Origin of the sequence: Halomonas sp. DP8Y7-1, from assembly GCF_019801685.1 — a bacterium.
Classification (GTDB): Bacteria; Pseudomonadota; Gammaproteobacteria; order Pseudomonadales; family Halomonadaceae; genus Halomonas; species Halomonas litopenaei_A.
Genome location: NZ_JAHVIN010000003.1, coordinates 14,692 through 40,874 on the forward strand (window position 1 = coordinate 14,692; position 26,183 = coordinate 40,874).

Below are 26,183 nucleotides of genomic sequence, written 5' to 3' on the forward strand. Positions count from 1 at the left end.
GGAGCGGCTCAGGGATGCAGGATGATCTTGGCGGCACCGGTGCGTCCATTGGCCAGTGCATGGAAGGCGTCGCCCCCCTCGCTGAGGGACCGATGCTCCACCCAGCTCAGCTCTCCCAGCGCCGACGCGTCCAACAGCGCTACCGCAGCATGCAGATCCTCGAGGCTGTAGGTGTAGGCGCCCAGAAAGCTGAGCTCCTTCAGGGTGATGGCACGGGTGTCGGTGACGCCTGCGTTATCCTGAAGCCCCAGGTGCATGATCGCTCCGCCAGGACGGGTACAGGCCACCGCCATCTGGCGAGTCGGCCCCGCCCCCACGCAGTCGAAGACGGCCTCCACGGAGTTTTCGCCTGGCGCGGCTGAGAATGGATCCAGCGCCTCGAGTCCCGCTCTTTCCGCCGTCTCGCGCCGCAGTGGGTTGAGGTCAGCGATGCGCAGGGAGCGCACCCCACGTCCGCGCAGTACCAGTGCGGTGATCAGCCCGATGGCTCCGGCACCGATGACCAGTACGCTGGACTCGGCCAACGGCCGATCGAGCACTCGCTCAAGACGGTGAATGCCGTGCAATGCCGTTGCCACGGGCTCGGTCATGGCCGCTACCTCGGCACTCAAGGTGGCAGGCAGCTCGATCAGGCTGCTGTCGGCGATAGTGACCGACTCGGCAAAGCTTCCCGGCCGGTTCATGCCAATCATGCTGCGGTTCTCGCACAGATTCTGGCGCCCAGAGCGACAGTAGCGACAATGTCCGCACACAATCAGCGGGTTCATGGTGACTCGTCGCCCCTTCCAGGCACCTTCGACCACCCTTCCGGCCGCCTCATGGCCCAGAATCATCGGCGGAACACGGCGCGGATCATGGCCATGGTAAGCATGCAGGTCCGACCCGCAGATACCGGTTGCTTCAACCTGCACCCGTGACTCACCCGGCGCCAGGGGCTGAGGTTCCGCCTGCTGCAGCGCCATGCGCTCATGCCCGGTATAGAACAAGGCTTGCATCCTGTTTCTCCTGGTTTACTTGGCGGTGAAACCGCCATCGACATGCAAGATCTGCCCGGTGACATAGGCCGATGCCGGTGATGCCAGAAAGACTGCCGGCCCCGCGATGTCCTCGAGCCGCCCGTTGCGTCCAATGGCGGTCTGGCGTGCCAACGCCTCGGATCGTTCAGCGTCGCCGAATACCGGCGAGGTGAGTTCGGTGGGGAAGAAGCCAGGCGCCAGCGCGTTGGCGTTGACCCCATGCCGCGACCAGGCCTCCGCCATGGCGCGCGTCAGCTGGGCAATTCCCCCCTTGGCCGCGCCATAGGGGGCGCTGTCGGGAAAGGCGCGACTCGACTGCAACGAGGCCAGATTGATGATGCGGCCGTAGCCTGCCCGGCGCATGCCAGGCACCAGGGCTCGGGACAGGAAGAACGGGGTTCCCAGGTGCAACTGCAGCGTCAGTTCCCAGGCGGCAAGATCGACCTCGCCCATCGGCTGGCGCAGATTGACCCCTGCCGCATTGACCAGAATGGTGGGCTCGCCGAAGGGTTCAGCGGCACGCCGCGCCACCTCGTCAAGCCCATGCGGGTCGGCCAGATCGGCAGCAAGAGCGGCCGCCTGGCCGCCCTCCCGACAGATCACATCAACGCCGTCGGCCAGCGCCTCTGCTCGCCTGGCCGTCAACACGACCCGAGCACCACTCGCCGCCAGTGCTTCACCGATGGCGCGCCCCAGACCACTACTGCCCCCAGTGACCAGCGCCACCCGACCGGCTAGATGGAAGTCAGGACGCATGCTCATACCTCGTCTTCTACCGCCAGCTGGAAGGTCTCGTCGGGATAGTACTTGGCCAGACGGATGTCGCCGGTACGCGCGTGACCCTCCATGCCCTCACAGCGGGAAAGTCGCGCGGCGGTAGCGGCAACGGTACGCGTGGCCTCACGGCTCTGACGCTGGTAGGTCACGATCTTGAGGAACTTCTGGGCGCACAGCCCGCCGGTGTAGCGCGCAGCACCCTTGGTCGGCAGGATGTGGTTGGTGCCAGAACACTTGTCACCAAAGGCCACCGACGCTTCCTCCCCCACGAACAGCGACCCGTAGCTGTTCAACCTCGCCATCCACCAGTCCAGGTCCTCGACCTGTAGCTCCAAGTGCTCGGAGGCATAGCGATCGCTGACCTCAACCGCCTCTTCACGGCTGTCGCAAATGATGATTTCGCCGTAGTCGCGCCAGGCGGCATCCGCGGCCTTGCGCTGGGTGTCAGGCAACGCATCGATACGTGTCTGGATCCGCGCATCCACCGCTTCGGCCAGACGTCGGGACGTCGTGAACAGCCAGGCGGGGGAATCCGGGCCATGCTCTGCCTGGCCCACCAGGTCCTCCACCACGATGTCGGGGTCGGCGCTGTCATCGGCGATGATGCCGATCTCGGTAGGCCCGGCAAACATGTCGATGCCACAGCGGCCAAACAGCTGGCGCTTGGACTCTGCCACAAAGCGATTGCCGGGACCGACAAGGATGTCGGCAGGCTTGCCGGTGAACAGACCAAAGGCCATGGACGCAATGCCTTGAACGCCGCCCATCTGTAGAATGACGTCCGCTCCGGCCAGGTCCATGGCATACAGGATCGCCGGATGAATGCCGTTCTCGTCACGGGGCACCGAACAGGCCACCACATTCTTGACGCCAGCCACCTTGGCCGTCGCCACGCTCATGATCGCCGAGGCGATATGGGCGTAACGTCCCCCTGGTACGTAGCAGCCGGCCGTTTCCATGGGAATCAGCTTCTGGCCGGCAAACAAGCCGGGCGACAACTCGGTCTCGAACCCTTGAATGCTGTCACGCTGGGCAGCGGCGAAGCGGCTGACTCGCTCGTAGGCGAAGTGAATATCCTGCTTGAGCTGTTCTGGCACCTTTTCCTTGGCCGCTTCGATCTGGTCACGGCCAACGATCACATCACCGCTCCAACCATCCAGTTCGCGACAGTACTCCCGCGCCTTGTCCTCTCCTCCCGCTTCAATCTCGGCGAGCATGCGCGACACCACCTCACGGGTCTGGTCGTCGTTGCTGGAGGCATTCTTGTCGGCTTGCTTGTAGTAATGAATTGCCATGATGTTTCTCCTAGAGGTGATCGGCCAATGTGGATCACCGCGCCTGCCTGGGCATGCGCAGCTCCAAGTAGGTGCCACCGGCTCGGCCGTCTAAGCCAGTGGCGTTGCTCACGTTGTGACGCATCAAGTCGTTGCGCTGCGCTACGTCGCATCCAATGTAAGCGCTTACAAATGACGCCTTAAAAGAGGGAGGCACAGGCGTCCTCCCTCGTCCATGTCGCTGTACCGTTATCCCAGCGCCCAGGTGGACAGCCACGGCAGATAGGCAATCATCAACACGACGATCAACATGCCGAGCACGAAGGGCACCGCGTAACGGGCAATCGCCAGCACCGAGCAGCGGGTCAGTCCTGACACCACGAACAGGTTGAGCCCCAGGGGTGGCGTGATAAAGCCAAGCCCCAGGGTGGTGACCATCAAGATGGCAAAGTGGAAGTCGTTCATGCCGGCCTCCTGAGCGACCGGCAACAGCAGCGGCGCCAGGATGACGATGTTGGGAGTGGTCTCCATGACGCATCCCGCCAGTACCAAAATGCCGATCATCAGCAGGATCATCAGCCATGGTGCATTGGTGAGTACGCTGATGCCGCTTACCAGCGTCTGGGGAATATCGAGACTGGCCAGGCTCTGCGCCAGCGGCAGCGATACCGCGATGATGGGCACGATGACGCCGCACACCCTGGCCGAGCTTTCCAGCATGCGCGGGATATCTCCCAGCGTCAGCCGTCCCTGGCGCAGACCGATGATGACCACTACCACCACGGCCACCGCGGCCGCTTCGGTAGGGGTGAAGATACCGGTATAGATGCCGCCCAGGATCACCACCGGCACAAACAGTGCCCAACGGGCATCCCATACGGTGTCGAGCCAGCGCTTCCAGGAAAATCGCTCTCGATCGCCTTCGAAGCCATAGCGCCGATTGAGCACCATATTGGTCGCCATGACCGAGATCATGACCATGACCCCGGGAATGGCCGCAGCCAGAAACAGCGTCGACGCCGACATGCCAAGTACCAGCCCCATGACGATGTAGGCAATCGAGGGAGGAATCAAAATGCCGGTACAGGCTCCCGAGGCGACCAGCGCACAGGCCGCCGGGAGCGGGTAGCCCCGCTCCACCAGGCGAGGAATGGTCATGCGGCCAACCGCCGCCGCGCCTGCCGCATCGGAGCCTGAGATACAGGCGAAAAAGCCGCAGCCCAGGGTGGTGGAGTTGCCAAGGCCCGTCTTGAGCCCTCCGACACTGGCCTCCGCCACATCGAGCAGTTTGCCGGACAGCCCTGAGCGCACCAAGGCGTCACCGGTGAGGATAAACAGCGGCACCGCAATCAGCGCGAAGGCATTGATCCCCTCGAACAGTGACTCACCGAAGACGGACAGTGGCAATGCCTCGGTGAAGGTCAACATGCCAAGCGTCCCGAGCCCTATGGCCACCCAGATGGGCACGCCCACCAGAATCATCACGACCAGGGCGGTCAGCGGCGCGTAGAAGGTCCAGTCAAGCGAGGCCGCAGCCTGCTGAAGTTCCATGAATTCCATGACGCATCACCTCAGTCGAAGAGCTTCTGGCCATCGAACACGGGATCACCGCGCTGCATCCGACGGACATCGGCCAGCATGCACTGGATCACCCGCCAGGCGATCAGCAGAAAGCCCATGGGAATGGCGGCGAGAAACAGCGCCTGGGACACCCGCAGGCCCGGCGTCACCGATCCGAAATGGATGGACGTCAGGACCGGTGCGACAGACAGGTAGAGCGCCCATACGGCCAGTACCAGCGTGCACACGTCGGTGATCCACCATCCCAATCGCTTCATCCTTGGGCCGCCCAGGTTGATCAAGACGTCGATGCGAATATGGGCACGGTCACGCACCGCCGCCGCTGCGGCCAGCCAAGCAAGATAGATGAAGGCATAGCGGGCCAGCTCTTCGCCCCACACCGAGGAGTAGTTGAGGACGAAGCGGCGGATGACTTCCACCGCGATGGTCAGGATGATCAGCGCATAAAAGGTCAGCAGCAGCCAGCGCTCAGTGCGCCGATCGACAGCATCCCAGCGCAGTCTGAGCGCGTGCCAGCGGTTGTCCTTAGGCGTTACTGTCGACGTAATAGCCATTTGACACCTCCGCAGCTTCCAGCAATGAATCAAAGGCCTCCAGTGAACCGGCCAGCTCGCGCTTGGTCGCATCCCAGGCCGCCAGCTGGTGGCCACACTTCTCCTTCCACTGGCTGCGCTCATCCTCGTCCGGGATATAGACCTCCACTCCCGCCTGGCGCATCTGGTCGTAGGCATAGGCTCGCGCCGCCGGCACCTTGGCCAGATTCTCGCGGAAGGTCACATCGGCTGCTGCCAGCACGCTTTCCTGCAGTGCCGCATCCAGCCCATCGAACCAGGCCTTGTTGCAGGTGTAGACCTGGGCGTCGGGTACCGACTGAATAGTGGAGATGCTCGACAGCACATCGGTAAAGCCGAACACCAGCAATGCCTGCACACTGGGATCCAGGGCATCGGCCACGCCCTGCTTGATGGCAGAGGAAGTTTCGCCCCAGGCCACTGGCGTGGGGTTGGCACCGGCCAGACGATAGACCTGCTGAAGAATCTGGGAAGACGGCACGCGGAACTTGATACCGGCAATGTCGTCGGGTACGCGCACGGGGCCGTCGAGCAAGCCCTCACGCACGGCAACGGTGCGCGGGTCGATACAGATATACGACAGCACCTTGAAACCGCGCTCCTCCACCTTGTGATGGACCACCTCACGCCATGCATCAGAAGTGACCAGGTTTACCAGCCGCTGGTTGTCACCGCACCAGTAGGGGATATTGATCAGGTCGACCTCGGGGGCAAAGGCGGAGAGGTTGGACAGCGAATGCTGGGCCATGGCGATGGTGCCATTCTGGACCTTGGTGATCAGACCTCCCCCGGCGCCCAGCTGACCACCGGGCGCCAACTTCACGTACAGGCGACCGCCGGAGAAGTTCTGCAGGTTCTCCTTGAGGTTGAGTTGCATGATGGGATACGCCCGGGATGCCCCCAGCGTGTAGCCGGTGGCCATGACCAGGGTCATCTCCGCGGCAGATTCCCGCTCGGACTCTTCCTTGGCGGTGGCCGCCATGGCGCGCTCGGAGAACAGCGTTCCTCCCACCGCGCCGATAATGGCAGCAGTGAAGCCGAAACGCGCAACGCTGCCCAGGAAGTGGCGTCGTTCCGGCTGGCTGGGCGCTCCGTCGGCCGTGGTGTCGAAGTGGCGTGCAAGCATGATTATTGTCCTTGTTGTTGTGCGGTAGACGTCGCCTCCGCCTCCGCCTTCATGCCAGCCTCGAACTTGAGGCAGGCCGATACGAAGGTGGCGGTGGCAGCAGCGAGCAGAATGCCCTCCTCCGCCGCCCCCATGGTCCATAGGCCCGGCAGATAGCGTTGGATGGCAACGTTAAGGAAGAACGCGGCGAATAAAAGAATGGCTAGCCAAAGCAGTGGCTTGGCAGCAGATGACGACCTGGACATAAGAGGCGGCTCCGGTCTTTCGTTGGCATTGTGTCGAGTGTTGGCCAGCGCTCCAAACGACGTCAGCAGGCATGGACACTCGGTGCTACACTTTGGTCAGATTATTTTTGTAAGCGCTTACAAAGCGTACTACTCAAGGTAGATTCCTCTATAGGACCTGTCCAGAAAAAAGTCCTCTATAGGACTAAAGGCCAAACCGGCTATACCATCGAGCGAGGACACCAGATGAGTGAGCGCCAGCGAAGAACCCTATTGGAAGACGTCGCCCGGGAAGCCGGCGTGTCCACCGCGTCGGTATCGCGCGTGCTCAACCAGGCCCCCCACGTCAGCGAGCGACTCAAGGCCAAGGTCGAATCTGCAGTGGCTCGGCTGGGGTACGTGCCGGATGGCTCGGCCCGGGCGCTGGCATCGCGGCGCATAGGGGCAATCGGCGCGCTGGTGCCCACTCTCGACAACCCGATCTTCGGCACCATGGCGGATAACCTCGAGCGCCAGCTCAAGGGACATGACTGTCGCCTGCTGCTGGCGACCTATCGTTACGACCTGGATGACGAGCTGCAGGCACTGCGCACGCTGGTCCAGCATGGGGTCGACGGCATTGTGCTGATTGGTCACGAGCATCACGATCAGACATATGCACTGCTACAGCAACGACAGCTGCCCTTCGTGACCTCCTGGCAGACCTCAAGCACGGCCCAGGGGCCGTGTATCGGCTTTGACAATGCCGCAGCCGCCCGCCAGCTGGTCCAGCATCTGCTTGGCCTGGGCCACCGACGCTTTGGCATTATCACGGCCCCCTTCGGCCAGAACGACCGCGCCAGGGCACGTCTTCAGGGGTTTACCGACACCCTGACCGCCGCGGGATGCCCGGCACCTCAGATAGAGGTCGTGGACTATGGCATTGCTGAGGGCGCGGCGGCCTGCGCGCGTTTGCTGACGTCCGACCGCCCACCCAGCGCCCTGCTGTGTGGCAACGACACCCTGGCGTTAGGGGCCTTGCTGGAAGCACAGCGCCGTGGTGTCAGGGTGCCCAATGCCTTCTCCGTCACCGGCTTTGATGACCTGCCCCAGGCGGCGTTCATGACGCCCGCCTTGACCACCGTCTCGGTTCCCGCCAAGGACATCGGCATCCAGGCGGCCGATGCGCTGATGGGGTGGATACGCCACGGACATCGACCAGCGAATATCACCCTGGAGGCGCAGGTGAAGCTGCGCCAATCCACGGGGCCTGTTCCTGACTAGTACATCCCTAGCCCCCGGAGAAGCTCCTGGCGATGTCTGAAAGCTCTGCCACCAACCCGGCGGGCAAGGAAATGCGGTCTCCACCCTGCTGCCGAAGCTGGCGGCGGCGGTCACCTGGCAAGCGCACCCCCGGCTGGTCGAGCATCGCCGCAAACAGGGTTTCACAACGCGACAGCACGTTGGGCGCAAAGCGAGCCGCATCGAACAGCAGGATCAGGTGGCCCACTTCGGGGGGCTCACCTTCGGCTTCAAAGAACGACCCCGCCTCAAACCCGAAGCGACTGCCGGATAGGCCCGCGCAGAGCAGTTCGACCATCATCGCCAGGGCTGCACCCTTGGCATCTCCGGCGGGCACCATGCTGCCCTGAATGGCCAGGTCCGGGTCCGTGGTCGGCAGGCCATCGGGCCCGACCGCCCAGCCCTCGGGGATAGGTTGCCCGGCCTTGCGGGCCAGCATGACCTTGCCTCTGGCCACCTTGGACAGGGACAGGTCGAGCACCATCGGTGGGCCAGAGCATCGCGGACAGGCGAAGGCAATCGGGTTGGTGCCAAACAGTGGCTTGTGACCGCCCCAGGGCGCCATGGCCGAAGGTGCGTTGCTGAAGGCCAGTGCCATGAAGCCGTCCATGGCAGCGCTCTCCACCGGAGCGCCAGCGACGCCGAAATGGTGTGAGCGTCCAACGGAGACAGCGCAGACACCCAACTCGGCAGCCACCTTCTGGCCTTCTTCAAGGCCGCGAGCCACCGCAGGAAAGGCGAGCCCCTGATCAGCATCTACCCGCACGACGGCCCCGTCTCGCGTCACCCGGGGCACCGCCCTGGCATTGACCTTGCCGGTGGCGGCTTGATCGAGATAGAACGGCAGTCGCGACAGGCCGTGAGACGGCAAGCCGTCGCGCTCAGCGTCCAGCAATGCTGTTACCGTCAGCGTCGCCTCGCGCTCGGCGAAGCCCCTGGCCAGCATTGCCTGCATGGCGAGGTGGCCGGCCTGCTCCCGGCTCAGCGCTGTGGTCTGCGGCAGCGCGCCCTCGCTGGGTTGTTCAGCTTGCTTCATGACACCTCCTCAGACGTCAGCATGATGGCCACGTTCTCTGCCGTCATCTGACTGATACGCTGATTGGATTCCTCCGTCACTCCGGCAATGTGCGGTGTCAGGATCAGGTTGGGCGCCCCCTCCAGCACCGATCCCGCCGCCAGAGGTTCCTGTTCGAAGACGTCCAGCATGGCGCCCGCCAGATGACCGCTCGTCAGCGCTTCCGCCAGGGCCGCTTCGTCGACCACGCCACCCCGCGCCGCATTGATCAGCACGGACTGGGGTTTCATGCAGAAAAGCCGCTCGCGATCCAGCAGGTGGCGCGTCTGATCCACCAGCGGTACATGCAGACTGAGCACATCGGCACGCCCGAGCAGATCGTTCAGCGTGTCGCACCGATCTATCGTCTGCCACACGGGGTCACTGGCCGGCACATGCGGATCGTAAGCCTGTACCTGCATGCCCAATCCCATGGCGAGTCGAGCGGTCGCCCGGGCAATCACTCCAAGCCCGACCAACCCCAGTACCGCGCCCTTCACCTCGCAGCCCATCAGTGCCTGACGGGGCCACTGTCCTTGCAGCATCGCCTCAGTGGACGCGTACGCCCGGCGTCTCAACATCAAGGCGCCGGTCACCACGTACTCGGCCACCGAATCGGCGTTTCCGCCCTGGGCGGGCTTGACCTCGATCCCGCGCCTTGCGCACTCGTCCAGGGCGATGTTGTCGAGTCCCACCCCGAGGCGTCCCACCACCTTGAGATGGGGGGCTGCCGCCAGCAGCGCACTATCCACCTGGGTGCGGTTGCGAACGATCAGCGCCTCGCACTGGCTGACGGCTTCCCGCAGTCGCTCGGGCTGATCGACCAGCTGAGGGTCCATCACCACGTCATGCTGTTGAGCGAGCCAGGCCACCGCCCGCTCGTCCATGAACTCCGAAATCACGATCCTGGCCATGACGATCTTCTCCTTGTTGCCTGCCCACCCCTGCTGCGGACATTTCGCCCGCCACAGGGGACGACAGGGTGTGGGTGGGGTCATGCCGCAAGCCAGCGTCCCGTAGGTAGCGGCACGTTGAGTACCACGGCGAAGAGCACGTAGAAGAACGCCACCAGCAGACAGCCGGCCAACAGGTGTCCGGCCAAGCGCTTGCGCGTCCATTGCTGATACTGCGCTACCGCCATCAAGGCCACGAAGCTGCCAAGGCCGGTCAGCACAAACCCGAGCCATGGCAGAGCCAGGGCCCACACCGACATGACCCCGACCAGCGCCAGGCGTCGAGGCCTGGAACCTCCCCCCGCCGGGCTTCCCGCGATCACCCCGCGCAGCAGTAGCTGCGCCAGCCGCAGTGCTGCGGCTACCATCACCCCTGCGGAGATGACCGCAGGAAACACTGCGCCCAACTGGCTCATCTGGCGGGTTTCCCACAGGCAAAGGCCAGCGCCCACCATAAACAGCACGGGCAACAGCACCTCACTGGCGCGAGAGCGGGCGGCCGGTACGGCACGCATCGACTTGTCAGCCGTCATGACGACACCTCCTCGTTAAGGCTGTTGTTGCCCTGCCGCTTGGCGACGCGGCGCGCCTTGACCAACGGGTAGAAGACGCTCAACAGCGATAGCGCGATGATGGTCAGGCTGATCGGCCCTCCGAAGAAGGTGCCGACCACGGAGCCGCTGGCACGCCCCATCAAGAACCCCTGGACAAATCCCTGCTCGGCGATGGGGCCCAGAATCAGTCCCAGCACAATGGGTGAGGGCCGAAAGCCATAGCGGTTCAGCACCCACCCCACCACGCCCAGGCAAAGCATGATCATGACGTCGCTGGCGCTGTTGCGTATGGCGTAGGTCCCGATCACCGTCATGAAGGCAATGGTAGGTACCAGCAGCGCCTTGGGAATGGCGATGATCGACTTGAAGGCGTAGCGCCCGATCAACAGGCCCAATGGCAGCAACAGACAGGTCGCCAGGAACAGCCCCGCCACAAAGGTGTAGGTGATGCCGGCGTTGGTGGTGAACAGCTCCGGCCCGGTGCGAAATCCCTGCACCAGCAAGGCCCCCAGGATCACCGCATCCGGCGGCGTGCCGGGAATGCCCAGGACCAGCGTAGGAATGAACCCTCCGCCCACGGTGGCATTGTTGGCAGACTCGGTCGCCAGCACGCCCTGTGGGTTGCCCTTGCCGAAGGAGCCTGGGTCCTTGGCCACGCGACGCGCCTCGGAGTAGGACACCAGACTGGCGATGGAGCCGCCGGCACCAGGCAGGATCGCCACGCCGGTGCCGATGGTCGCAGAGCGCAGCAGGTTCCACTTGCCCCTGATCGCCTCGCCCAGGCCCTCGCGGAAGCGTACGCCGCGGGATGCGTCGTCGACTTTAAGATGAGCCGCTGGGGTCGCCACCAGGTCGATCAGTACCGGAATACAGTAGAGTCCGATCAGCGCCGACACGGTCTCGATGCCGCCGAGCAACACCGGCATCCCGTAGGTGTAGCGGATATCGCCACCAATCACCGCGACGCCGACCGTGGACAGCAACAGCCCCAGGCCCGCCCCCATGAAGCCCTTCAGGGTCGAGTCCTCGGACAGCGCAGAGATCAGGGTGAGCCCGAAGATCGCCAGCCAGAAGTACTCGACCGGGCCAAAGCTGAGAGCCACCTGGGCCAGCAAGGGGGCCAGCAGCAATAGCGCCAGCACCCCCACCAGCCCCCCCACCACCGAGGCAATGGTCGACAGGGTGACGGCCAGATCGCCATCACCCCGCTGCGCCATGGGATAGCCGTCGAAAGTGGTGGCAATCGCCGAGGGTGTCCCAGGCGTGTTCACCAGAATGGCGGAATAGGAGCCGCCGTAGATGGCGCCGGTATAGATGGCACCCAGCATGATCAGCGCAGACTCAGGCGCCATGCCGAAGGTGACAGGGACCAGCACGGCCACCGCCATGGTGGCAGATAGCCCTGGCAGCGCGCCGATCACGATGCCGGCGGTGACGCCCAGCAAGGCCAGCGCAAGATTCAGCGGCGACAGCGCGCCGAGAGCATGAGTGATGAGCTCCATGATCGTAACCTCAATCGATCAAGCCGAGTTCTCGTGCACTGGTCTCGTACTGGGCGCTCTGTTCCACCAGAAAATCCGCTACCTCATCATTGCCGACATCCAGCAGGACGAACCCCAGATCCTCCATTTCCTGGCGGAACTGCGGGTTCTGATTGATCTCGCCGAAGATCTGCGACAGCTTGGCCGTGACCGCGTCGGGGGTGCCAGCAGGCACCGCCATGCCACGATAGGCACCGCCTACCATGTCGTAGCCCAGTTCCTGAAAGGTCGGAACATCGGGGAACAGCGGGTGCCGCTCGTCGGCCGCGACCGCCAGCATGCGCACCTTGTCCTGATGATTGGCGGCGACCGTGGTGTAGCCCCACTCCGCCTGAACCTGGCCACCGAGCAGCGCGGTGACGGCAGCGCCGGTGCCCTTGAAGGGAATATAGGTGGTGGTCACGTCCGCCAGCTGCTGAAAACGCGTATTGGCCACGTCATTGGCGCTGTAGGTGCCGCTGCCCGAAAAGGTCACGGCGCCAGGGGCCTGGCGCGCCGCTTCGACCAGCTCTTCAAGGGTCTGATAAGGGCTGTCGGCATTGACCAGAATGGCATCCGGCGAATAGTGGAAGAAGGTGAAGTTATGGATGTCCTGGGTAGCGAATCCAGCATCCTTGCCCATGGGTTTGAGCACAATATGGGGCAGGTTGGTCCCCATGATGGTATAGCCATCGGCAGACATGTCATTGAGCTGCGACCAGCCGACCGCTCCGCCGCCTCCGGGCATGTACTGGATGACCAGTTGCTCGCCGGTCAGCTCCTGAAAGTACTTTTGCTGCAGGCGGGCGCTGATATCGGACTCGCCCCCGGGACCAAAGGGAATGACATACTGGATATCCTTCGACGGAAAGTCCTCGGCTTCCGCCATCGCCAGCGGAGCGACAAGGGAGGATGCTGCCAGCATCGCAGTCAGTGTGAAGGTAGTGGAAAGGCGCATGACGTGACTCCTGATATTGTCGTTATGGGGTGGTCAGGATCTGAGTGGCGAGCCCACATCGCTCGCCGTTCTTGCACAACTTTCTTTTCCAAACGCGTCGAACCTCCCGACTACTGCCGGGAGGACCTTGCACTAGCAGTGTCGCGGTCTCAGGCGCTTTCGTAGAGACGCGTCAACACGAACTCCCGATGACCCAGCGCTTCGGCGGCGGTATGTCGGCCGTTGGCCGTGCGCACCATCATCTCGAGCAGCTGATCACCCGCTTCTTCCATGTTGATCTCGCGCTTGAGGATGGAGGACACATCCACGTCGATATGCTCGCTCATAGTGCGCACCGTGCGCGGGTTGGCGCAGATCTTGACGACCGGCAGGATGGGATTGCCGATCACGTTGCCCTGGCCGGTCGGGAAGAAGTGAACAACGTAACCAGCAGCCGCGCACAGCGTGACCATTTCGGCGGCCGCGGACGAAGAATCCATGAACCATAGCCCTGGCTTGTCCGGGGTCTCGGCCTTGTCGAGCACACCATCGACCTTGCAGCGACGACCGATCTTCTGAATGTTGCCCAGCGCCTTCTCTTCGATAGTGGTCAGGCCGCCCTCGATGTTGCCCTTGGTCGGCTGGGACTCGGACAGGTCACTGGTCTTGTGACGATCAATCATGGCGCTGTAGCGATCGAACATGGCCTGGAACTGCTGGCGTACTTCCGGCGTTGCGCAGCGCTCGGCCACCAGGTGTTCACCACCGGTCAGCTCTGACGTTTCACCGAACACCAAGGTGCAGCCCGCGTCATACAGCTTGTCGAACGCATCACCGACGGTAGGGTTGGCACCGCAGCCGGAGGTGGTGTCCGATTCGCCGCACTTGGTGGACACCCACAGCTCGCTGATGTCGCACTCTTCGCGCTGGATCTCGCTGGCGTACTGGACGAATTCCTTGGCCTTCTTGGAGGCGGCGCAGATGGTGTTGTGATCGCCATTCTGTTCGATCCAGAAGCCCTCGACCGGCTTGCCGGTAGTCTTGATGCCATCCACCACCTTGTTGGTCCAGCCCGGCTCAATGCCGATGACGATCACCGCTGCCACGTTGGGGTTACAGCCTGTACCAATCAGCGTGCGAAAGTGGAGATCCAGGTCAGCACCGAACTGCAGTCGGCCATAAGGGTGCGGCAGCGCCAGCGCGCCCTTGATGTTATTGGCCACGGCCTCGGCGGCAGCGTTGGAAATATCATCCACCGGCAGCACGATCACGTGGTTACGTACGCCCACCCGGCCATTCTCGCGACGATATCCCTGAAACTTGCGTCCCTTGATTTCCATGCTTACCACCTCTTGGTTTTGACGTTGTGGACGTGAAGGTGCTCACCCTGCTTGATCGGCTTGACCACCCGACCGATGTCCACCCCGTACTTGATCACGGTGTCGCCCTCGGCCAGATCTCGCGTGGCCAGCTTGTGGCCAATTGGAATGTCATTGCTGACGGCAAAGGTCACGGTCTGGTCCTGGTGCATCACCCAGCCGGTCAGGGTTTGCCCTGCCTTGATTCCCTCCACCACCACGACCCCGACGCTGTCGTCGGCATCGTGAACCACAAAATCGATGCTCATGCTGTGCTCTCCTGAACGAATGTTATTGACGTTGTGATATCGCCAGCTGACCGGACGGCCTGATCATGGCCGGGTGGTCTCGGGCGACGCTTGCCGCCCTCGCAACTCATGTATAGGACATAGGATATAGTACAGTCAAGTATCATCTACAGGTGGCCACCGCTATACTGTCCAGCAAGCACCGGACCTCGCGGAACGAAGAAAGGACATCCGATGGAACAACCCAACCTCAGCTATCGCCCGCTATATCAGCAGATCAAGGACGTCCTGCTGCAACGCATCGTGTCCGGCGAATGGGCGCCCGGCACGTTTATTCCCAGCGAATCCGCGCTCGCCAACGAGTACAAGGTCAGCGTGGGCACACTACGCAAGGCACTGGACTCCCTGGCCAGCGACAATGTGGTCATTCGCTATCAGGGCAAGGGAACCGTGGTCGCCACCCACGATCAGGACAGCTCGCTATTTCGCTTCTTCCACCTCACACGACTGGACGGCACGCGATCCCTACCGACGTCGCGAATCCTGGTCAGAACGAAGCGCCAGGCAAGCGAACAAGAACGTGAGGCACTGGCACTCGCCCATGGCGCTGAGGTCATTCACATTCAACGGGTACGAGAGCTCGAAGGCACCCCCGCACTGCTTGAGGATGTGGTGGTATGTGCCGAGCGATTTGCCACGCTGGACAGCCATCCAGAAACCCTGCCCAACACGCTGTACCAGCTGTATCAGCAGCGCTTTGGCAGCAACGTAAGCCACGCCGAGGAGCGCCTGTTTGCGGTGGCGGCAAGCAAGGATGAGCAGACCCATCTGGGCATTGCGGAAGGAAGACCTATTCTGGAGATTCGGCGCATTGCCAAGGATATTCAGGACCAGGCACTGGAATACCGCGTATCCCGTTGCGAGACACGCCATCATTGTTACTTCAATGAGTTGTAAAGTGGCTAACGGCAGCTAATGGGCGGGTCAGAAACAACAGGTATCAGGATTAGTGAGTGGAAGGGGCTTCAAGCCCCTTCGAATCCTTCATCATTCCAGAAAGTTGATAGAGCGACGCCGTAGCTCTTTTCGACCGCGGCGAAGCTCTTGCTGTCTGTCATGGCTACCTTGCCCCAACACGGGGGTTCCTTCGTCCGCGGCGACGACTTCTTGTGCTTGGTGGTGTAGAGCATCCGAGCCATATCACTTCGAATGAGTACTCTCGGCCATCGCGGTTCTCGTCATTGGCCAAGCGGTTGATCGACTCAGCGAGAGCATTGGTGATCGGGTGTCAGTCTCGAAGTAGGGCAACATCTCCTCGCTCCACTTGCTGACAGCTTTAACGAGCTCCTGCCAGGCCACTTTCTGTCTCTGCGGGATATTATCGACCCATTGATCCAGCGCTTGCACGGAGTCACGCCCGTCGGTGCAGTCCCTGCTATGGAAGAACCAGACGGCGACCAGCAGGCCGTGCTCCAGTGCCCCTATCATCACCCACTTACCGAGGCCTCACGCGACCGATGAAGACGTTTGACGGTTGCATTATCATCCCTCATCGAATATCGCGTGCTCTACGGCTTCACGATCTCGAGACCATACCGCGGGGCAGCGGCCAACATTTTCTCGATCTGCGCGGCGTCGATTCCAAAAGGATTTTCTGGGGATGATGGCCCCGGCTCTTGGCTGACCTCCAGAAAGAACTGCTCCAGCCCAGCTGGGACCATGAGAATAAGCATCCGAGCCGGTGATTGGCCGATATTCTTGAAGTAATGGAGGGAACCCTTGGCAAGACTGATCCAACTCCCAGGGCCGGCCACAGTCCGTTGCCCGTCAGCGCTAAATTCCACCTCGCCTTCGAGGACGTAGAATGCTTCATCCTCACGTGAGTGCCTGTGCGGAGGAGGTCCCCCCTGGGGCGGCACCACAGCCTCCATGAGGGAATATGCCCCGCCGGATTCGGCACCACTGGTCTTAATCGTGTATTCGTCGCCTACCACATAGGCGACTGGCCCTTCACCGGGCTTGAGGACGCGGCTGCTCATCAACTTTCTCCTCGGGTTGTTAGAGAAACACTCTCTTCCACTGTCGTTGAAAAGAACTGAATCAGCGAGTCTGCCAAGCGTTGAGGCTGCTCTTCCGGAACCCAGTGTCCACAACCTTCGATCACGCAGGCTTGGACGTTGTCAGCCAAGGGCTGCATCAGTTGGGCGACCTGCTCCGCCATGCTATGGTCACCGCCAATTGCGAGGACTGGCATTGGCAGCTTCTTGCGGGCGTTCTCCTGGTTATTGCAAGCATCCAAAGGAAATGCACGGTAGTGCTCGAAGCCACTCCTCAGCGCTCCCGGGGCCGCCATACGACGGGCATATTCGTCAAGATCGTCGTTGGTAATGGCATATGGATCGTATGCCATTTGCCGCACAAAGTAAGACAGGAAAGAATGCTCTCGGCCGACGATCAAAGCCTCTGGCACACCAGGTGCTGCAAAGAAGCCAAAGTGCCAGTATTCCGGGAACTTGGCAGTATCCTGTAGCACTTCAAGCCCAAGGCCAGGTAGTCCAGCTTCGGCAACTACGAGCCGTCGAACGGACTCAGGGTGAGCTGCTGCATACTCATAGGCCACCATCATCCCGATATCATGGCCAACTAGATCGATCGTCTGGAAACCGAGATAATCCACTAGTTGGCGAATATCTTCGGCAACCGTCCGCTTATCGTATCCACCAGCCGGTTTCTCGGAGTCACCAAATCCTCTAAGATCAGGGGCGATTACCGTGTAGCGGTCCGCCAGGATAGGGATCAACTCACGCCATTCGTACCAGCTTTGTGGCCATCCGTGTAACAGAACCAGTGGGTCGCCCGTGCCAGCGATGACGTAGTGGAGGCGTACGCCGTTCACTACGGCCGTATGATGTGTTATCTCGCTATTCATCAGATTGGCCTCTCAAGATGGTGTAGACATGTGATGCTTGCGGCTGTCCGCAGAACAATCTCCTCCTGCGGATAGCCGGGACGGCAACAGAGACGTGAGCTGCCTCAGAAAACGGGTGGAAGCACATCATCTACCATGAGCTTGAGCAGCTCGCTCCCTTCAGGACGGCTCCAGTCCCGAGCAAGCTCGGCGATAAGCGTGTTGGTGGCGGTAAGGGTTACGCCTCCACGCTCCATCCGTTGCCGGGCTAGTTGCTCCGAGAGCTCCGTCGGCGAACCTGAAGCATCAAGTACGGCCTGCACCGGGTATCCGTCCTCAACCGCACTAAGGGCGGGGGAATAGAGGCAGACATCCGTCGTGACTCCGGCCATGATCAGGTGGCTACGCTGTGTCTTTTCAACAGCGGCTCTAAACTCAGGGTCCTCCCAAGTATTCACGACACCGCTACGAGCAATTCTGGCGTCGTAGGCTTCCGGCACGAGCTCTTTGAACTCAGGTAGCAGAGGGCCTTGGAACCCGTTTTCCGTGCCCGTAGTCAGGATGATCGGCATCCCCAAGATCTTGGCCGCCTTGGTCAGGGCCAAGGTGTTGCGCTTGGCTGTCTCAAAGGGGATGTTTTGGATCAGTTTCATCGTGCCGACCTGGTGATCGATCAACAGAAGAACTGAATTAGACGAAGTAAAAGTACCCCACCGCATAGAAACCTCCTTTAGGTACGTGGATGCTCGTAATTCCTTAATCAGTAGGCTTCGCTATTGCATTTGGCATAGACCACACCAAGACGATGCGGCTTACCCCTTCAGCGATATCTACTACTGACAACTCGGCACTCGAGAGTGCTGGTTCCGCCCTGAACGCCGAGGGCCTGGCTCGATCACTCCTGCGCAGACGGTCGATTTCAGCCTCCTTGCCCGCCCAGTGTTGCAATCCTGAACAATCCCATGTATGAAATAAATAACTATTTTTAAAGAACTCTGCTCCACCGGTGAAGCAATGATTCCAAACCTCAACGATATGGCGCTTTTCGTGGAAGTCGCCAAGGCAAAGAGCTTTCGCCGTGCATCCGAAGCCACTGGAGTACCCAATCCAACAATTTCTCGCCGGGTAAGCGAGTTAGAGAAAGCCATAGGCTTGCGCTTGCTACACAGAACAACACGGAAAGTAGAACTGACAGAAGCCGGAATGAGTTATTATGAACGCTGCCGGCGGATCATCGATGAAGCTCGACTGGCACATGAACAACTAGGGGGAATGCTTGAGCAGCCTAGCGGAGTGTTGCGGGCATCATTGCCGGTAGACTTCGCCATCTCCTACCTTTCACCTTTGATCGCGGAATTCGCAAACCTTTACCCTAGTATTACTTTTGATTTTGATATTAGTCCGAGAGCAGTTGATTTAATTAGTGATCCTTTCGACATAGCGATACGAACTGGTCAATTAAAAGATTCGCAATTAGTAGCGCGTCTCATCGCACAACTAGCCACCCATCTCTATGCATCACCTCACTATTTAGAACGATGTGAAGTGCCAACATCCCCAAATGACCTTGGGGATCATGCGTGCTTAGGAATACTTAAGGCCAATACTTGGACCTTGTACAGCCAGTCAGAAAGCAGGGTTGTTCAACTCGGCAATAGTCGGTTTTCTATCAATAATATGGGGATGATACGACAGCTTGCCGTTTTGGGTATGGGTATCATTCTAATGCCAGAGCAGCTAGTGGCTGAGGATGTCTCGGCAGGACGACTCAAACGAATACTTCCATCGTGGCAAGGAGACTCTATTCCCGTGTATGGCCTCACAGAGACTCGACTACTGCCAGCTAAGACTCGTTGTTTTATGGATTTTTTGATTGAAAGGCTGGGGAAGCAGAAGGCCACTCACTTACCAGAGTGACGGAATAGTTCCATGCTTTGACTGAGCGTTCACTCCCCCTCCAACTGGATAACCAATGTATAGAAGGTGACAACCACTACACCCGCTAAACACTTTCATGATAGCGGGTTGAACCGCAAAGAGGACAACCGGCTATGCCGCATATCCGAGATTTCAAGGTATGCGCCTTACGGCGGCCTTTGATAACGATACCAAGCGCTATTAATCGAGCCAACTGGGAAGTATGAGATAGATTCGACCGCTTGCTGGAATGCTCTCAACCAGCCCACTCGGATACCCAAAAACAAAAAAAGGCCGGCATCATTGCCGGCCTTTTACGGTCTTGCTGCTTATGCCCCGAAAGGATTACGCAGGACGATGGTCTCGTTGCGATCCGGGCCGGTGGAGATGATGTCGATAGAGGTACCGACCTGCTCCTCGAGGAAGCTGATGTAAGCACGAGCAGCACTGGGCAGGTCTTCGACGCGTTTGACGCCGAGGGTGGACTCGCTCCAGCCGGGCAGGTCCTGGTAGACCGGTTCGACGGCCTCGTAGCCCTCGGAGTCCACCGGGTTGTCGAGCACGTCGCCGTCCTTGCTGCGGTAGCCGACGCAGACACGGATGTTCTCGAGGCCATCGAGCACGTCCAGCTTGGTCAGGCAGATGCCGGAGACGGAGTTGATCTGTACCGCATGGCGCAGGGCCACGGCGTCAAACCAGCCGCAACGACGGGCACGACCGGTGGTCGCACCAAACTCGTGGCCCTTCTCGGCCAGGTGACGGCCATGCTCATCGAACAGCTCGGTCGGGAAGGGACCGGAACCCACGCGAGTCGTGTAGGCCTTGGTGATACCCAGCACGTAGTCCAGGTACAGCGGACCAACGCCGGAGCCGGTGGCCGTTCCACCCGCGGTGGTGTTGGAGCTGGTGACGTAGGGGTAGGTGCCGTGGTCGATGTCCAGCAGCGAGCCCTGGGCGCCCTCGAACAGGATGTTTTCGCCATCCTTGCGCAGGTCGTGCACCAGGCTGACGGTGTCGGCCACCATCGGACGCAGCTCTTCAGCCATCTGCATGGCGCTCTCGAGCGTCGCCTGGAAGTCCACCGGCTCTTCACCGTGATACTTGGTCAGCACGAAGTTGTGATAGTCCAGCACTTCGCCCAGCTTGGAGGCAAACCGCTCGCGGTGCAGCATATCACCCAGGCGCAGACCGCGACGGGCAACCTTGTCTTCGTAGGCCGGACCAATGCCGCGACCGGTGGTGCCGATCTTGGCGATGCCGCGCGCTTTCTCGCGGGCCTGGTCAAGACGCACATGGTAGTCGAGGATCAGCGGACAGGCTGGCGACAGGCGCAGACGCTCGCGCACGGGCACGCCCTTGCTCTCGAGCTCACGGATTTCCTTGATCAGCGCTTCAGGAGACAGCACCACGCCGTTGCCGATGACGCAGGTCTTGTCTTCGCGCAGAACGCCGGACGGAATCAGGTGGAGGACCGTTTTCTCACCGTCGATCACCAGCGTATGGCCGGCATTGTGACCGCCTTGAAAACGCACCACGGCGGAGGCAGATTCGGTCAGCAGGTCAACGACCTTGCCCTTGCCCTCATCGCCCCATTGGGTACCCAGTACGACTACGTTCTTGCCCATTGCTCTTCTCGTCTCTCTTGGTTGCGCCTTGGGGAAACACTGCACAGTTCGCGAATCGCGACTGGAGACAGCGTTTGCGTGGCGCCACTGTCGGTGTCAGCGCCAGACCCCGGCGCCCCGATTCGGCCTTCGTGAGAAGGCATCACCTTACTCTGGCGTTACGTGGTGAGGGGTTCTAGCACCCACTCCTGTCCTCTAGCGACCAGCTGCTCGCTGCAGTCGTGCCCTGGAGCACGCTGTCCCGGCAGGCCCTGGATCACGCGGCGGCCCTGTCGCCTAAGCTTCTGTACCGCCTCGTCGAGCCCTGGAGCGCCCTCATCAGCAGGCGCCCACACGCTATCTCCGGCCGGATCCTTGGTGGCCAGGGTAGCCAGCAGCTTGAGGTCCATGGAGAAGCCTGTCGCCGGACGGGCGCGGCCAAAGGCACGACCGGTATCGTCATAGCGACCGCCCTTGGCCAGTGCCTGACCATATCCCGGCACATACGCGGCAAACATCATGCCCGTGTGGTACTGATAGCCACGCAGCTCAGCCAGATCAAAGTAGCAGTCTACCTCGGGATGCTCGCGCTGCACGCCCTGGTATAGGTCATAGAGCTTGTCGAGGGCATCATTGACGGCCTGTGGCGCCTCGGCAAAGGCTTCGCGGGCCTGGTCGAGGACCTCGGGGCCGCCGTGCAATTCGCCGAGGGTACGAAACATGGTGGCCAGCGCCGGATCGCTGACGGTGCGCGCGACCTCGGCCTCCAGCTGACCGGGTGACTTGAGCGCCAAGGCCGCGGAAATCGCATACTCCGCCTCCGCATCCAAGCCAGCCACTTCCACTAGATTACGGTAGATACCCACATGGCCCAGCGCCAGGTGAACTTCACCGGCACCCGAGGCCTCCAGGCTTTCCAGCGCCAGGCGCAGAATCTCGAGGTCAGCGGCCAGGCTGGCACTGCCGAACAGCTCGACACCGACCTGCACCGGGCTACGTCCGCCCTGATGCTTGTCGGCCTTGGCGCGCAGCACATTGGTGCAATAGCAAAGGCGTACCGGCCCCTCGCGTTTCAGCGAGTGCGCGTCGATCCGCGCGACCTGTGGCGTGACGTCCGCCGTCACCCCCATCATGCGGCCGGTGAGCTGGTCGGTAAGCTTGAAGGTCTGGAGATCCAGGTCCGTGCCGGTACCCGTCAACAGGGAGTCGAGAAACTCCACGGGAGGCGGCATCACCTGGTCGTAGCCCCAGAGATGAAAGAGGTCGAGCAGCGCCCGGCGCAGCTCCTCCATCCGGCTGGCCTGAGGAGGAAGCACCTCGTCCATGCCGTCGGGCAGAAGCCAGCGGTCAGCGATGGTCATGTCGATATCCTGCCTGGTCGATATCTTGCTGTGACGTTTTGCTTGTCCCGCACGCACGCCAAACCTCGCGCACAGGTGAATTCCGGTGATTCGTCTTGGGACAAGAATCAAGGACTTCGGCGTGCAGGCGAACGCGTTGAACTCAGCGATGTCGGGGAATGTCGGCCACAAAAAAACCGGGCCACGCCCGGTTGACGGATTCTATCACGTTTGGCCGCCAGTTGAACCCCACAGGGGCGTCTTTCGCCCCTGCGAGTCGCAGCCATCTGATCTAGTTCACCACCCGAGGCGTACTGCCAGCATCGGGATTGGCGCTTTTCAGGTAACGGAAGAAGTCACTGGACGGGTCCAGCACCATCATGTTGCCCTCGCCTTCCGCGAAGGAATCACGGTAGGCATTGAGGCTGCGCCAGAAGCGGTAGAACTCGGTGTCGCCCTGATATGCCTGGGAGTAGATCGCGGCGGCTTCAGCGTCACCTTCACCGCGCAGTGTCTCGGCACGCTCGTTGGCCTGGGCCAGCAGCACCTGACGGCGACGATCGGCGTTGGCGCGAATACGCTCGGACTCTTCCTGACCCTGAGCGCGCCATTCCCGCGCCTCGCGCTCACGCTCGGAGCGCATGCGATCGTACACCGCGGAAGACACATCCTCCGGCAGATCGATACGCTTCACGCGAACGTCGAGAATGGCAACACCCAGCTCGTCCTGCATCAGGGTATCGAGCTCTTCGGTGGGGCCAGACATCAGCTCATCACGCTTTTCAGAGATGATCTGCTGCAGATTCAGCTGACCGAATTCGTTACGCAGGCTCTCGTCGACACGGGGCTGAATCAGGCGCACCGCCATCAGCTCATCCCCTGCCGTCGCCTCGTAGTAGCGGGTGGGGTTGACCACCTGCCACTTCACGTAGGAATCCACGATCACCGCCTTCTGTTCCTGGGTCAGATAGCGGCTGGCATCAGTATCCAGCGTCAGCACCCGGGTATCGAACTTGCGGATGGTCTGGGTGATCGGCACCTTGAAGTGCAGACCCGGCTGAATGTTTTCCTCGATGACTTCACCGAAGCGCAGCTTGACCGCACGTTCGGTCTCGTCGACCACGTACAGGCTGTTGCTGGCTAGCCAGGCCACGGCGGCCAGGCCACCGACGATGAGCAGGGATCGGTTATTGATCATTTAGCGACCCTCCCGCTGAATACCACTGTCGCGGCCGCTGCGACTGGAACTTGAATTGGCGCTCGAAGAGCCGCTCTCGGCGCGAAGGCGCTCCAGCACCTGCGGATCGAGCGAGCTGGCGCTTTCGGATGAGGACTGGCTGCTGCCGCCACGACCAAGGCGGTCCATCGGCAGTACCATCAACGGACTGTTCTGATCGACGTCCACTAGTACCTTGCTGGTCTGGCCGAGCACCTCGGAGATGGTGTCGAGATACAGGCGCTCACGCATGATCTCTGGCGCATCACGATATTGGGTCAGCAATGCCGTGAAACGGTTCGCCTGACCGCGGGCCTCGGCAACCACCGACTCACGATAGCCCTGGCCCTGCTCCACGATACGCTGCGCCTGACCCTGTGCTTCCGGGATGATGGCATTGGCGTAGGCCATGGCCTGGTTGATCGTACGCTGACGATCCTCACGCGCCCGGATAACGTCATCGAAGGCATCCTGCACCGCATCGGGGGGCGAGGTGGACTCGACGTTCAAGGTCACCAGACGAATACCCGTGCCATAGTTGTCCAGGTAGGTCTGCAGACGACTGGCCACGGCGCTGCCGAGAATCTCACGACCGGAGGTCAGGATGTCGATCATGTCGGTGCCGCCGACCACATGGCGCAGGGCCGAGTCGAGGGCATTTTCCAGCGACAGCTCCGGATCACGCACGTTCAGCACGTAATCGCGGGGATCTGCGACCTGGTACTGGGCCGACATTTCCACGGACACGATATTTTCGTCTTGTGTCAGCATGGACTGGGTCTGGCTGACAGAGCGCACGCGGGTCACGTTGACCATGCGCACATCGTCGATCAACGGCGGATTCCACTGCAGACCCGGCGTCACGACTTCCTGGAACTTGCCGAAGCGCAGAACCACGCCACGCTCGGACTGGTCTACCAGATAGAAGCCACTGGCCGCCCAGACAGCCAGACCGATAACGATCAGCAGGCCCGGCAGCGCAAAGGTGTTGCGCGGACGATTGCCGCCGCCCTTGCCACCGCTGCCACCGCCACGCTTGCCGCCTCGGCCACCCAGCATGCCATTGAGCTTGTCCTGAAACTTCTTCAGGGCTTCATCCAGATCAGGTGGTCCCTGGTTATCGCCGCCACGGTTGTCACCGCCGCGGTTACCGCCACCATTGCCGCCTCGACGCCCCCCGCCACTCCAGGGATCGTGCTGGTTGCCGTTGCCGCCACCAGGCTCATTCCAGGCCATACGTCGTCTCCACTCTGTGCCCCCGCGTCACGAGGCGCATCGATTGCGATCCTTGGGTCACGCTGCACAGACCTCTGCGCTCGACGTCCATCCAGCGTTTCCCTTGTGGCGTCGCCATCCGGGCGACGCTCTAGCCGACCCGTCTGACGGATCGGTTCACGCTTCCCAGACGTCACGCTCCTTGAGTGCGTCGGGAAGGTAATCATTAACACGCTCACCCAGGCGAGCCATCAACTGATTGAAATCGCGCCGCGGCAAGCGAATCTCCAGCTGAGTCCTGCCCTGTTCATCGAAGGACTCTTCCCGCACCGCGTTCACCTCGTGCAAGGCGGCGCGCAGCTTGCCCTGCTCCGGCGTCAGGGTCAGGGAAAAGTCGATGATGTCCTCAGCCAATCGCTCGGTCAGGGCCTGCGTCAACAGGTCCAGCCCCAACCCCTTCTGGGCAGACAGCCATACGGTCTGAGGCACACCATGCTCATCACGCTCGATGCGCGGCGAGCTGTCGAACAGGTCAATCTTGTTCATCACCTTCAGTGACGGCACATCCAGCGCACCAATCTCGTCGAGCACGGCGTCCACCTGGGTGACGTTGAGCTCGCGATCCGGGTCCGCCGAGTCGATGACATGCACCAGCAGGCTGGCCTCGGCGGCCTCCTGCAGGGTGGCCTGGAAGGCTTCAACCAGCTTGTGCGGCAGGTGCCGGATAAAGCCGACCGTGTCCGCCAGTACCACCGGCCCCACGTCCTCGACGTTCAAGCGCCGCAGCGTAGGGTCGAGAGTAGCGAACAGCTGGTCCGCCGCATAGACCTCGGACGCCGTCAAGCTGTTGAAAAGCGTTGATTTACCGGCGTTGGTATAACCCACAAGCGAGACGCTCGGGATTTCCGCACGAGAACGTGCCCGCCGATTTTGCGTGCGCTGACTGCGCACCTTGTCCAGCCGCTTGTGAATCGACTTGATCCGTGCCCGCAACAGGCGACGGTCAGTCTCGAGCTGGGTCTCACCCGGGCCACGCAGGCCGATACCCCCTTTCTGACGCTCAAGGTGCGTCCAGCCTCGCACCAGGCGCGTGGACATGTACTCCAGCTGGGCCAGCTCCACCTGCAGCTTGCCTTCATGGGTACGCGCGCGCTGAGCGAAGATATCAAGGATCAGGCCCGTACGATCGAGCACCCGGCACTTGAGTGCCTGCTCGACGTTACGCTCCTGAGAGGGGCTGAGCGCGTGATTGAAGATCACCAGTTCCGCCTTGTGCACTGCCAAGGCCTCGCCGATCTCCTCCAGCTTGCCCGACCCCACGAAACTCTTGGGGTCAGGACGCTTCCGCGAGCCGGTGACGAGCGTCGCGGGCTCGGCACCCGCAGACCTCACCAGCTCGTGGAACTCACCGGGATCTTCGCGCTCCTTCTCGTCCTGAAAATCAATGTGGACGAGTACCGCCGTTTCACCGGCGTCGGGACGTTCAAAAAACAATCAATACCTCACGA

Annotated in this window: 25 protein-coding genes; 3 read left to right on the forward strand and 22 right to left on the reverse strand. The window is 61.4% G+C overall.

Going from position 1 to position 26,183, the window contains the following annotated elements:
* Positions 1-8: 8 nt before the first annotated feature.
* From KUV41_RS01925 to KUV41_RS01955, 7 genes are all read right to left on the reverse strand, one after another.
* Positions 9-995, reverse strand: coding sequence for an alcohol dehydrogenase catalytic domain-containing protein (locus KUV41_RS01925; protein WP_222483900.1), 987 nt, complete (start codon positions 993-995; stop codon positions 9-11).
* 15 nt (positions 996-1,010) lie between these two features.
* Positions 1,011-1,778 (reverse strand): SDR family NAD(P)-dependent oxidoreductase, encoded by a 768-nt coding sequence (locus KUV41_RS01930; RefSeq protein ID WP_206940917.1) that lies wholly within the window; start codon positions 1,776-1,778, stop codon positions 1,011-1,013.
* A complete protein-coding gene (hisD, locus tag KUV41_RS01935) occupies positions 1,775-3,088 on the reverse strand; it encodes a histidinol dehydrogenase (protein WP_206940920.1) in 1,314 nt (437 codons plus the stop codon). The genes KUV41_RS01930 and hisD overlap by 4 nt, the downstream gene beginning before the upstream one ends.
* 228 nt (positions 3,089-3,316) lie before the next feature.
* Complete coding sequence (locus KUV41_RS01940; protein ID WP_222483902.1) at positions 3,317-4,627, reverse strand: TRAP transporter large permease; 1,311 nt, start codon at positions 4,625-4,627, stop codon at positions 3,317-3,319.
* An 11-nt stretch (positions 4,628-4,638) separates the two neighbouring features.
* A complete protein-coding gene (locus tag KUV41_RS01945) occupies positions 4,639-5,202 on the reverse strand; it encodes a TRAP transporter small permease (protein WP_222483904.1) in 564 nt (187 codons plus the stop codon).
* Positions 5,174-6,346, reverse strand: coding sequence for a TRAP transporter substrate-binding protein (locus tag KUV41_RS01950; protein WP_222483906.1), 1,173 nt, complete (start codon positions 6,344-6,346; stop codon positions 5,174-5,176). Before KUV41_RS01950 ends, KUV41_RS01945 begins: the two co-directional genes overlap by 29 nt.
* A 2-nt stretch (positions 6,347-6,348) precedes the next feature.
* Positions 6,349-6,591 (reverse strand): hypothetical protein, encoded by a 243-nt coding sequence (locus KUV41_RS01955; protein WP_222237493.1) that lies wholly within the window; start codon positions 6,589-6,591, stop codon positions 6,349-6,351.
* 225 nt (positions 6,592-6,816) lie between these two features.
* Between KUV41_RS01955 and KUV41_RS01960 the strand changes: the two genes are divergently transcribed.
* Positions 6,817-7,833, forward strand: coding sequence for a LacI family DNA-binding transcriptional regulator (locus tag KUV41_RS01960; protein ID WP_222483908.1), 1,017 nt, complete (start codon positions 6,817-6,819; stop codon positions 7,831-7,833).
* 7 nt (positions 7,834-7,840) lie between these two features.
* On the opposite strand, the gene KUV41_RS01965 is transcribed toward KUV41_RS01960, so the two are convergent.
* The 7 genes from KUV41_RS01965 to KUV41_RS01995 all read right to left on the reverse strand — a co-directional run bounded on the left by KUV41_RS01965 (position 7,841) and on the right by KUV41_RS01995 (position 14,496).
* Entirely contained in the window at positions 7,841-8,887 is a 1,047-nt protein-coding gene (locus KUV41_RS01965; protein WP_206940930.1) for an Ldh family oxidoreductase, read from the reverse strand.
* Positions 8,884-9,819, reverse strand: coding sequence for a hydroxyacid dehydrogenase (locus KUV41_RS01970; RefSeq protein ID WP_222162861.1), 936 nt, complete (start codon positions 9,817-9,819; stop codon positions 8,884-8,886). Before KUV41_RS01970 ends, KUV41_RS01965 begins: the two co-directional genes overlap by 4 nt.
* 80 nt (positions 9,820-9,899) lie before the next feature.
* Positions 9,900-10,391 (reverse strand): tripartite tricarboxylate transporter TctB family protein, encoded by a 492-nt coding sequence (locus tag KUV41_RS01975; protein WP_206940934.1) that lies wholly within the window; start codon positions 10,389-10,391, stop codon positions 9,900-9,902.
* Complete coding sequence (locus tag KUV41_RS01980) at positions 10,388-11,914, reverse strand: tripartite tricarboxylate transporter permease (RefSeq protein WP_206940936.1); 1,527 nt, start codon at positions 11,912-11,914, stop codon at positions 10,388-10,390. The genes KUV41_RS01975 and KUV41_RS01980 overlap by 4 nt, the downstream gene beginning before the upstream one ends.
* A 10-nt stretch (positions 11,915-11,924) precedes the next feature.
* A complete protein-coding gene (locus KUV41_RS01985) occupies positions 11,925-12,890 on the reverse strand; it encodes a tripartite tricarboxylate transporter substrate binding protein (RefSeq protein WP_206940938.1) in 966 nt (321 codons plus the stop codon).
* A gap of 149 nt (positions 12,891-13,039) precedes the next feature.
* Entirely contained in the window at positions 13,040-14,209 is a 1,170-nt protein-coding gene (locus KUV41_RS01990) for a UxaA family hydrolase (RefSeq protein WP_206940942.1), read from the reverse strand.
* A 2-nt stretch (positions 14,210-14,211) separates the two neighbouring features.
* Positions 14,212-14,496: a UxaA family hydrolase gene (locus KUV41_RS01995; RefSeq protein ID WP_206940944.1), complete on the reverse strand. Its 285-nt coding sequence runs from the start codon at positions 14,494-14,496 to the stop codon at positions 14,212-14,214.
* 213 nt (positions 14,497-14,709) lie between these two features.
* Here KUV41_RS01995 and KUV41_RS02000 point away from each other — a divergent pair, with 213 nt between their 5' ends.
* Positions 14,710-15,432, forward strand: coding sequence for a GntR family transcriptional regulator (locus KUV41_RS02000; RefSeq protein WP_222483910.1), 723 nt, complete (start codon positions 14,710-14,712; stop codon positions 15,430-15,432).
* A gap of 611 nt (positions 15,433-16,043) precedes the next feature.
* Here KUV41_RS02000 and KUV41_RS02005 read toward each other — a convergent pair.
* The 3 genes from KUV41_RS02005 to KUV41_RS02015 form a co-directional block, all read right to left on the reverse strand.
* Positions 16,044-16,514, reverse strand: a complete 471-nt coding sequence (locus KUV41_RS02005) for a cupin domain-containing protein (protein WP_222483912.1) — start codon at positions 16,512-16,514, stop codon at positions 16,044-16,046.
* Positions 16,514-17,404, reverse strand: coding sequence for an alpha/beta fold hydrolase (locus tag KUV41_RS02010; RefSeq protein ID WP_222483913.1), 891 nt, complete (start codon positions 17,402-17,404; stop codon positions 16,514-16,516). Before KUV41_RS02010 ends, KUV41_RS02005 begins: the two co-directional genes overlap by 1 nt.
* Before the next feature lie 104 nt (positions 17,405-17,508).
* Positions 17,509-18,102 carry an isochorismatase family protein gene (locus KUV41_RS02015; RefSeq protein WP_222483915.1) on the reverse strand — a complete coding sequence of 198 codons (594 nt, stop codon included), beginning with the start codon at positions 18,100-18,102 and terminating at the stop codon, positions 17,509-17,511.
* Positions 18,103-18,397: 295 nt separating this feature from the next.
* Between KUV41_RS02015 and KUV41_RS02020 the strand changes: the two genes are divergently transcribed.
* Positions 18,398-19,300: a LysR family transcriptional regulator gene (locus KUV41_RS02020; RefSeq protein ID WP_222483917.1), complete on the forward strand. Its 903-nt coding sequence runs from the start codon at positions 18,398-18,400 to the stop codon at positions 19,298-19,300.
* A gap of 329 nt (positions 19,301-19,629) precedes the next feature.
* On the opposite strand, the gene KUV41_RS02025 is transcribed toward KUV41_RS02020, so the two are convergent.
* The 5 genes from KUV41_RS02025 to hflX form a co-directional block, all read right to left on the reverse strand.
* The gene (locus tag KUV41_RS02025; protein ID WP_206940948.1) at positions 19,630-20,925 is read right to left on the reverse strand and encodes an adenylosuccinate synthase; all 1,296 of its coding nucleotides are present in this window, start codon (positions 20,923-20,925) and stop codon (positions 19,630-19,632) included.
* 158 nt (positions 20,926-21,083) lie between these two features.
* A complete protein-coding gene (locus tag KUV41_RS02030) occupies positions 21,084-22,265 on the reverse strand; it encodes an ATP phosphoribosyltransferase regulatory subunit (RefSeq protein WP_222237500.1) in 1,182 nt (393 codons plus the stop codon).
* Positions 22,266-22,536: 271 nt separating this feature from the next.
* Positions 22,537-23,442, reverse strand: coding sequence for a protease modulator HflC (hflC, locus tag KUV41_RS02035; RefSeq protein ID WP_222237501.1), 906 nt, complete (start codon positions 23,440-23,442; stop codon positions 22,537-22,539).
* Positions 23,443-24,696, reverse strand: a complete 1,254-nt coding sequence (gene hflK / locus KUV41_RS02040; protein ID WP_222162856.1) for an FtsH protease activity modulator HflK — start codon at positions 24,694-24,696, stop codon at positions 23,443-23,445.
* A gap of 156 nt (positions 24,697-24,852) precedes the next feature.
* Positions 24,853-26,169, reverse strand: a complete 1,317-nt coding sequence (hflX, locus tag KUV41_RS02045; protein ID WP_206940964.1) for a ribosome rescue GTPase HflX — start codon at positions 26,167-26,169, stop codon at positions 24,853-24,855.
* Positions 26,170-26,183 lie beyond the last annotated feature (14 nt).

What these genes read in the sequence shown, in the direction of transcription:
- KUV41_RS01940 (WP_222483902.1), bottom strand. Translation starts at nt 4,627, where the DNA reads ATGGAATTCATGGAACTTCAGCAGGCTGCGGCCTCGCTTGACTGGACC.
- KUV41_RS01985 (WP_206940938.1), bottom strand. Translation starts at nt 12,890, where the DNA reads ATGCGCCTTTCCACTACCTTCACACTGACTGCGATGCTGGCAGCATCC.
- KUV41_RS02000 (WP_222483910.1), top strand. Translation starts at nt 14,710, where the DNA reads ATGGAACAACCCAACCTCAGCTATCGCCCGCTATATCAGCAGATCAAG.
- KUV41_RS01945 (WP_222483904.1), bottom strand. Translation starts at nt 5,202, where the DNA reads ATGGCTATTACGTCGACAGTAACGCCTAAGGACAACCGCTGGCACGCG.
- KUV41_RS02030 (WP_222237500.1), bottom strand. Translation starts at nt 22,265, where the DNA reads ATGACCATCGCTGACCGCTGGCTTCTGCCCGACGGCATGGACGAGGTG.
- KUV41_RS01970 (WP_222162861.1), bottom strand. Translation starts at nt 9,819, where the DNA reads ATGGCCAGGATCGTGATTTCGGAGTTCATGGACGAGCGGGCGGTGGCC.
- KUV41_RS01980 (WP_206940936.1), bottom strand. Translation starts at nt 11,914, where the DNA reads ATGGAGCTCATCACTCATGCTCTCGGCGCGCTGTCGCCGCTGAATCTT.
- KUV41_RS01960 (WP_222483908.1), top strand. Translation starts at nt 6,817, where the DNA reads ATGAGTGAGCGCCAGCGAAGAACCCTATTGGAAGACGTCGCCCGGGAA.
- KUV41_RS01955 (WP_222237493.1), bottom strand. Translation starts at nt 6,591, where the DNA reads ATGTCCAGGTCGTCATCTGCTGCCAAGCCACTGCTTTGGCTAGCCATT.
- KUV41_RS02025 (WP_206940948.1), bottom strand. Translation starts at nt 20,925, where the DNA reads ATGGGCAAGAACGTAGTCGTACTGGGTACCCAATGGGGCGATGAGGGC.
- hflK (WP_222162856.1), bottom strand. Translation starts at nt 24,696, where the DNA reads ATGGCCTGGAATGAGCCTGGTGGCGGCAACGGCAACCAGCACGATCCC.
- KUV41_RS02010 (WP_222483913.1), bottom strand. Translation starts at nt 17,404, where the DNA reads ATGAATAGCGAGATAACACATCATACGGCCGTAGTGAACGGCGTACGC.
- KUV41_RS01930 (WP_206940917.1), bottom strand. Translation starts at nt 1,778, where the DNA reads ATGAGCATGCGTCCTGACTTCCATCTAGCCGGTCGGGTGGCGCTGGTC.
- KUV41_RS02020 (WP_222483917.1), top strand. Translation starts at nt 18,398, where the DNA reads ATGATTCCAAACCTCAACGATATGGCGCTTTTCGTGGAAGTCGCCAAG.
- KUV41_RS02015 (WP_222483915.1), bottom strand. Translation starts at nt 18,102, where the DNA reads ATGCGGTGGGGTACTTTTACTTCGTCTAATTCAGTTCTTCTGTTGATC.
- KUV41_RS01965 (WP_206940930.1), bottom strand. Translation starts at nt 8,887, where the DNA reads ATGAAGCAAGCTGAACAACCCAGCGAGGGCGCGCTGCCGCAGACCACA.
- KUV41_RS01925 (WP_222483900.1), bottom strand. Translation starts at nt 995, where the DNA reads ATGCAAGCCTTGTTCTATACCGGGCATGAGCGCATGGCGCTGCAGCAG.
- KUV41_RS01975 (WP_206940934.1), bottom strand. Translation starts at nt 10,391, where the DNA reads ATGACGGCTGACAAGTCGATGCGTGCCGTACCGGCCGCCCGCTCTCGC.
- KUV41_RS01995 (WP_206940944.1), bottom strand. Translation starts at nt 14,496, where the DNA reads ATGAGCATCGATTTTGTGGTTCACGATGCCGACGACAGCGTCGGGGTC.
- KUV41_RS02005 (WP_222483912.1), bottom strand. Translation starts at nt 16,514, where the DNA reads ATGAGCAGCCGCGTCCTCAAGCCCGGTGAAGGGCCAGTCGCCTATGTG.
- hisD (WP_206940920.1), bottom strand. Translation starts at nt 3,088, where the DNA reads ATGGCAATTCATTACTACAAGCAAGCCGACAAGAATGCCTCCAGCAAC.
- hflC (WP_222237501.1), bottom strand. Translation starts at nt 23,442, where the DNA reads ATGATCAATAACCGATCCCTGCTCATCGTCGGTGGCCTGGCCGCCGTG.
- KUV41_RS01950 (WP_222483906.1), bottom strand. Translation starts at nt 6,346, where the DNA reads ATGCTTGCACGCCACTTCGACACCACGGCCGACGGAGCGCCCAGCCAG.
- KUV41_RS01990 (WP_206940942.1), bottom strand. Translation starts at nt 14,209, where the DNA reads ATGGAAATCAAGGGACGCAAGTTTCAGGGATATCGTCGCGAGAATGGC.